The following is a 7,226-nucleotide window of genomic DNA, read 5'->3' as shown; positions in this document are numbered from 1 at the left end:
CCAGCTCCTCGGCCTCGATCGGCGACTGCGGCAGGACCCACTCCGAGGGCACCTGCTCGCCGGCCCAGATCATCTGCGCCGCGAGGATCGGGGTGCGCCACTGGAAGTTCGAGTACACCGGGGCGATCGCGGTGAGGTCGGAGTCCTTCCAGGTGCGCAGGAAGCTCATCTCGTCCTCGCCGACCATGACGGGGTAGGGCTTGCCGGCGTCCTCGAACGCCTCGACCGCCGCGACGGCGCCGTCACCGGCGTCCATCCAGATGCCGTCCACGTCCCCGCGCTGCAGATACTGCGTGACGATGTCCTTGATCTTCGCGCCGTCACCACCGGTGAACTCCGCGCCCACGACCTCGAGCTCGGACTCGGAGAAGATCTTGTCGGCCGCGGCCCAGCGGTTCTCCAGCACGTCCACGCCCGGTGCCACGCGGAGACCGAGGACGGTGGACCCGGGCTCGAGGTTCTCGACGAGGAAGTCCGCGCCCGCCGCGCCGTAGGCGTAGCCGCCGATCGGGTGGATGAAGGTGACCATGCAGTCGGTGTTCACGCCACGGTCGAACACGATGACCGGCTTGCCCGACTCGCACGCGGCCTCGACCGCGGGCGTCAGGGTCGCCGTCGTGGACGGGGAGATGACGATCGCGTCGCAGTCGCCGGCGTTGACGAACGCCTGGATGTCGGAGATCTGCTTGTTGTCGTCGTCCGCCGCGTCCGAGACGCGGAACTCGCCGATGACGCCCTCGGACTTGAGCACGTCGACCTGCTGCTGCATCGTGATCCAGCCCGTCACGCGCCACGGGTTGGACACCGAGGCGTTCGAGAAGCACAGCGTGTTGCCGCCCTCCGCGTTCGCGTACTCGGCCGTGTCCACGTACTCGGGCTCGATCGCCTGCAGCCACGGCTGGTCCGCCGGGCCCTCGGGCACGACCTCGCGCTGGGCGAGCTGACGGTCGTAGTCCGCCTGGACGAACCACTCGGAGCCGGCGCCGCCGGTGTCCGTGCTCTCCGACGGCGCCGGGTCGGTCTCGGAGCCGGCCGTCGGCGAGTCGGTGGTGCACGCGGCGAGGAGGAGGAGCGCGCTGAACGCTGCTCCGGTGGTGAGGAGTCGGGGGTTCTTCATGAGGTGGTTCTCCTAGGTGAGACGTCGTCGTCCCGCCGGAGGCGGGTGGGGCGCGCGGCCGGGGGACCGCGCGACGAGGAGACCCGCGGCCCGATCGGTCCGGGCGGGGTCAGCGGTGCGTCCGCGGGAGCGGAGCGGCAGGGTGTGCGCGGGGGGCGCGGGTGGGGCGAGAGGAGGTGCTGCTGGGCGCGGGGTCAGCGACCGAGGAGCGACATGAGCTGCCGACGGATGCGCGTCTCGCTCTCGCTCGTGCCGGACAGCGGGCGGAACAGCGCGGTCTGCTTGATGCCCTCCATGGCGGAGAACATCAGCTCGACGGCCCCGTCGACGTCGTCGAGGTCGATCTCACCGGCACCGACGGCGCGGTGCACCAGACCGAGGAAGTACCGCTCGGCCTCGTCGAGGAACCCTGCCCAGCTCGCGCGGACGTCGGTGTCGTAGAGGGCCTGCGCGACGATCTCCGTGGTGAACACCCGGTTCTCGTCGTCCAGGAGGCAGTCCCGGACCGAGTAGGCGACGGCGGCCTCGACGGCCGCGAGCCTGCTCGGCGCACCCTCCGTGGCACTCGCCATGTTGTCGCGCCACCGCCGGTAGTAGACGGCGCACGCGGCGAGGACGACCTCCTTCTTGGAGGAGTAGTGCCAGTAGAGGCTGCCCTTGGTGACACCCGCCTCCGCGGCGATCGCGTCCATGTTCACGCCGACGATCCCGCGCGTCGAGAACAGGCGGAACGCCGCGAGGGCGAGCTCGTCGCTCCGTGCGGCCGTAGCGGTGGTCGTCTCGGTCACGACCCCAGGCTACCGCGCCGGCCCGTACCACGCGGTACGGAACAGTGCGTGGCGCGGAGGGTGAGCCGGCGCCCGGAGCGGCCTCACGCGGCGCGGGGCAGCAGCGGCGTGCGCTCGGTGAAGCCCGCGGCAGCCACCTCCTTCCGCAGCCACGCCAGCGAGTCGGCGAGCATGGGTCCGCCCTGCCCCTCGCACTCGATGCTCAGCACGCCGTCGAACGCACGGTCGCTCAGCAACCGCAGGATCGCGCTGATGTTCTCGGCGTTGACGCCGTCGCCCGCGGCGACGTGGCTCAGGGCGATCCCGGTCGCCCCTCCGCGGACCGACTCGGCCAGCGAGGGCGACACGTCCTTGATGTGGACGTGGTCGATCTTGTCGAGGAAGCGCGTGGCGAACTCGACCGGGTCGTTGCCCGCGATGAACGTGTTGCCGGTGTCGAGGTTCAGGCGGAGCCATGGCGTGTCCCCGCAGTAGTCGAGCATCTCCTCGAGCCAGTCGGGCCGGGTCGTGAAGTAGCCGTGCACCTCGATGTTCACCACCACCTCGTGCGCCTCCGCGACGCGCACGATCTCCTGGTAGCTGCGCTTCATGAGGTCCAGCGCCTCGCGGTCCTCCAGCCCCTCCGGCTTGTGCAGGCCGTCGGTCGTCGCCACGCGGGGCGACCCGGCGAGGGCGGCCCAGGCGATGGCCTTCTGCACGTAGGGGACGCCGACGCTCATGCCGTCGCGTCCGGAGAGCGGGTAGGCCGCGTCGATCTGCGAGAACTGGACGCCGTACGACTCCATCTTCCGCCGCAGGAGTGCGGGGTCCTCGAGCAGGGAGACGTGCGGGAAGTACCCGAGTCCGTGGATCCAGCACGCCCCCTCGACGACTCCCGGCTCGATGTAGTGCACGTCGTTCTCCTGCGCCCAGGCGAGGGCCTCCTCGAAGGACTTGTGCGTGGAGTTGAAGGCATCGGTGTGAAAGCCGATCCCGATCTCTGCCATGGAAGAACTCCCTTGTTCCAGCGCCCCGGCCGTACCAACGGGTCGGGGGCGTGTTTCCGTGTGTGTGTTGTCCTGCCAACCTTCTGACGAGATCACCATACTGATCAGTATTGCGATGTGTCGTCGCCGACAGTAGCATCCTCGGCAGGTTCTGACGACAGGCAGGCGAAAGTTGCCACCTGATCGACGGGCCCCCTGACTCACACGCAACGGTGCGACACGAAGGAGCAGGCATGAGGATGCGAAGAAGAGGCGTGGCGGCCGTCGCCGGTCTCGCCATCACCACCGGGCTGGTCGCAGGGGCGGGGCTCACCGCCCAGGCCCACCCCGGCCACGAGCACGCGGAGGGGCCCGAGTTCCGGGCGCTGATCTTCTCCGAGACCGCGGGGTTCGTCCACGACTCGGTGCCCGAGGCGCGGGCGATGTGGGACGAGCTCGCCGCGGAGCACGGCTTCGAGGCCGTCCAGGCGACGGACTCCACGGCGTTCACCGACGAGGGGCTGGCCGACTTCGACGTCGTCGTGCTGGCGAACGCGTCGGGCGACGTCTGGAACGCCGCGGAGGAGGGCGCGTTCGAGCGCTACGTCCGGGGCGGCGGAGGAGTTGTCGCGATGCACAACCCGCTCGACATGGAGCAGGGCAACGCGTTCTACCGCAACCTCATCGGTACGGAGTTCACCGCGCACTCCGCCGCGGGCACGCCGGGCGAGCTGACGGTCGTGGACCACGAGCACCCCTCGACGGCCGAGCTACCGGACCGCCTGCAGCGGGAAGAGGAGTGGTACGGGTTCACCAAGTCGGTACGCGGCGACAAGCACGTCCTCGCCCAGCTCGACCCGACCTCGGTCCCGGCCTCGACGCCCGGCCGGATGACGGACCACCCGGTCACGTGGTGCTCCGCCTACGAGGGTGGTCGCACGTGGATCACGTCGATCGGGCACGCGAAGTCCGCCTACGCGGAGCCTGCGGTGCGCGCCCACGCGCTGGGCGGTGCGCGCTACGCGGCCGGTGTGGCGGAGGGCGACTGCAGCGCGACCGACTGGAGCAACTACGACAAGGTCGCGCTCGACACGAACACGTCGGCCCCGTGGGGCATCGCGATCGCCGACGACGGCCGGGTGTTCTTCACGGAGCTCGTGCGCGGGCAGGTGCGCGTCTACGACCCCGAGCAGCGCTCGACCGTGACGGCAGCGACCCTCCCGGTCTACGGCGGGGGCGAGAACGGCCTCCTCGGCCTGGCGCTCGACCCCGAGTTCGCCACGAACCAGTGGGTCTACGTCTACTACTCGCCGGCGGAGACCCCGGCCCCGGACGGCTTCAACCGGCTCTCCCGGTTCACCATGGACGGCAACACGATGGACCTCTCGACCGAGAAGGTCATGCTCGAGGTCCCCGCCACCCGCGCGGCCGACCCGAACGACATCGGCCACACCGGTGGGACGCTGCGCTTCGACGCCGAGGGCAACCTCTGGCTCTCCGTCGGCGACGACGTCAACCCGTTCCAGTCGTCGGGGTACACCCCGATCGACGAGCGACCCGGTCGCCAGCACTTCGACGCGCAGGGCACGTCGGCCAACACCAACGACCTGCGCGGCAAGCTCCTGCGCATCACCCCGGAGCCCGACGGCACGTACTCCGTCCCCGAGGGCAACATGTTCCCGGAGGCGGAGGACGGCGCCGACAAGACCCGACCCGAGATCTACGCGATGGGCTTCCGCAACCCGTTCCGCTTCAGCGTCGAGCCCGACGGCACGGTCTTCCTCGCCGACTACGGACCCGACGCGGGCAGCCCGAACCCGAACCGCGGGCCGGCGGGCTACGTCGAGTGGCAGGTCATCGACGCGCCGGGCAACTACGGCTGGCCCTACTGCCACGCGAACGACCTCGCGTACAACGACTTCGACTTCGCGACGAGCACGTCCGGGCCGAAGTTCGACTGCGCGAACCCGGTGAACGACTCGCCGAACAACACGGGACTGACCGAGCTGCCCGCGTCGGTCTCGCCCGAGGTCTACTACTCCTACGGCGCGTCGGCGGAGTTCCCTCAGCTCGGCTCTGGTGGCGGTGCCCCGATGGCGGGCCCCGCGTACCACTACGACCCGGACCTCGAGTCGGACCGCAAGTGGCCCGAGTACTTCGACGGCACGCCGCTGTTCTTCGAGTGGGCGCGCAACTTCATCGCCGAGTTCCCCCTCGACGCGGAGGGAGAGCTGCTCGCGATCAACCCGATCCTCACCAACAACACCTACCTCGCGCCGCTCGACCTCCAGTTCGGTCCCGACGGTGCGCTCTACCTGCTCGAGTGGGGCGGCGGCTTCGGGCGCGACAACCCGAACTCGGGGCTCTACCGCATCGACTACTCCGACACGGGCAAGGCGCCGACCGCGGTCGCGGCGGCGGACGTCACGTCCGGCACGGCCCCGCTCGAGGTCGCGTTCTCGAGCGAGGGCAGCGTCGACGGTGACGGGGACGACATCTCCTTCCTGTGGGAGTTCGGCGACGGCGAGACCTCGACGGAGCCGAACCCGACCCACACGTACACGGCGAACGGCAACTACGAGGCGCGCCTGACCGTGACCGAGGACACCGAGCACGCGAAGACGGGCACGGCGACCGTGTCCGTGGTGGTCGGCAACACCGCGCCGACGGTCGAGATCACCTCGCCGCCGAACGGGGCGTTCTTCGGGTGGAACGACGTCATCCCGTGGTCGGTCGAGGTCTCCGACCCCGAGGACGGCGTGATCGACTGCGCCGACCTGTCGGTGCAGCCGGCGCTCGGGCACGACGACCACGCCCACCCGACCTCGCCCGTGCACGCGTGCGAGGGCGAGGCGACCACCCTGCTCGACGAGGGGCACGCCGAGGCCGACGCGTTCTGGGTGATCGACGCCCGCTACACGGACAAGGGCGGGGTCGACGGTGCCCAGCCGATCACCTCGAGCGACACCCACGTCTACCGCGCCAAGCGGTTCCAGGCGCACTACTACGACGCCCAGGACGGCGTCGCCATGGAGAACAACGCCGCCGCGGAGAACGGTCAGTACGTGGGGGCGATCCAGGACGGCGACTGGGTGCGCTACGACGACATGAACTTCCAGGGCATCGACGCGGTGCGCTACCGCGTGTCGGCCGGCCCGGAGGGCGGCGGCACGATCGAGATGCGGATCGGCGCGCCGGACGGCGAGCTCGTGTCGCAGACCAAGGTCGACAGCACGGGAGGGTGGTTCACGTTCGCGGAGACCGCGCCGGCGCCGGTGACGGCTCCGGCGGGCACGCACGACGTGTACCTCGTCTTCCGCTCCGACCCCGGGGTCAACTGGTCGATGACGCTCGACGTGTTCGAGGCCGTGGGGGCGGGCGTCGGCGTCCCGCCGGAGGGTGCGCCTCGCGTGGACCTGACGACGCGCGGCGACTGGATCGGCTCCTACGGCGACGCCGGATGGTCGATCCCGGGGGTCGGCGAGGACCTTCCTGAGGGCGTGACGGTCGCCCCGGTCTCCGGGACCACGGCGTACACGTGGCAGCAGACCGCGACGAGCGGTGGAGCGCTGCAGCTTCCCCCGGACGGGGCCTCGCGTCGGGCGTCGACCTGGTTCGGGTCCAGCGCCGCGGTCGACGTCGGCCTTCCGGAGAGTCAGGTCTACGACCTCTCGGTCTACGTCTACAGCCACGACGGGTCGCGCACCCAGGCGGTGCGCGTGCAGGGCGCGGACGGCACGGTCCTCTACCCGGCGCACACCGTCTCCGACGCGGGCCAGGGAGCCTGGCTGACGTACCGCGTCGAGGGACCCGTCCGCGTCGTGGCGGACCGGGTGAGCGGACCCAACGCCGTGCTCGGGGGCGTCTTCCTCGACGCGGTCGAGGACGTCGGGCCGGTGGTCGAGGTCACGGTGCAGCCCCGCTGCCTCGCCGGCAAGGTGTACGTCGCCGTCCGGGCCGAGAACGTCTCGGACGACGTGCTCGACGTCGAGCTCGCGACGGACTTCGGGACGCGCGCCGTCGCGGGGGTGGAGCCGGGCGCGAGCGCGTACCAGTCGTTCGCCGTCCGCGTGGCCGACCTGCCCGCCGGTGAGGCCACCGTCTCGGCCGCGGGGCGGAGCGTCACCGTGAGCTACCCGGCCCACACCTGCGGGTAGCGCGGGACGCGGGGCGGGAGCGGGTGTCCGACACCGCTCCCGCCCCGCGCGGGGGGACCCGCCGGTCAGCAGGTGGTCGCCGCGTAGTCGGCGACCACCTCCCTGCTCTCCGCGGCGCCGGCACCGTCCCGGGCTGCCGCGACGGTGCCGGTGACGACGGCCTCGCCGTCCGGGACCGCCGTCGTGCGGCTCGCGAACG

The 7,226-nt window shown here is 71.0% G+C and carries 4 protein-coding genes; 1 reads left to right on the top strand and 3 read right to left on the bottom strand.

Translation table 11 applies throughout. The features are described from left to right. From FB00_RS20535 to FB00_RS21415, 3 genes are all read right to left on the bottom strand, one after another. Positions 1–1,117: substrate-binding domain-containing protein (locus FB00_RS20535; protein ID WP_047234778.1), on the bottom strand; the 1,117-nt coding region annotated here is incomplete at its 3' end. Between the two features lie 194 nt (positions 1,118–1,311). After that, positions 1,312–1,905, bottom strand: a complete 594-nt coding sequence (locus FB00_RS21420; RefSeq protein ID WP_052877837.1) for a TetR/AcrR family transcriptional regulator — start codon at positions 1,903–1,905, stop codon at positions 1,312–1,314. A gap of 83 nt (positions 1,906–1,988) precedes the next feature. Next, on the bottom strand, positions 1,989–2,891 hold the full coding sequence (locus FB00_RS21415; protein WP_052877836.1) for a sugar phosphate isomerase/epimerase family protein: 903 nt from the start codon (positions 2,889–2,891) through the stop codon (positions 1,989–1,991). Between the two features lie 254 nt (positions 2,892–3,145). Here FB00_RS21415 and FB00_RS20520 point away from each other — a divergent pair, with 254 nt between their 5' ends. Then, the gene (locus tag FB00_RS20520; protein ID WP_052877835.1) at positions 3,146–7,027 is read left to right on the top strand and encodes a ThuA domain-containing protein; all 3,882 of its coding nucleotides are present in this window, start codon (positions 3,146–3,148) and stop codon (positions 7,025–7,027) included. The last annotated feature ends 199 nt before the right edge of the window (positions 7,028–7,226 follow it).

This window comes from Cellulosimicrobium funkei (assembly GCF_001019615.1).
Taxonomy (GTDB): domain Bacteria; phylum Actinomycetota; class Actinomycetes; order Actinomycetales; family Cellulomonadaceae; genus Cellulosimicrobium; species Cellulosimicrobium cellulans_E.
Note: the sequence above shows the minus strand (reverse complement) of the source record. Positions and strands in the feature narration are given on the sequence as shown.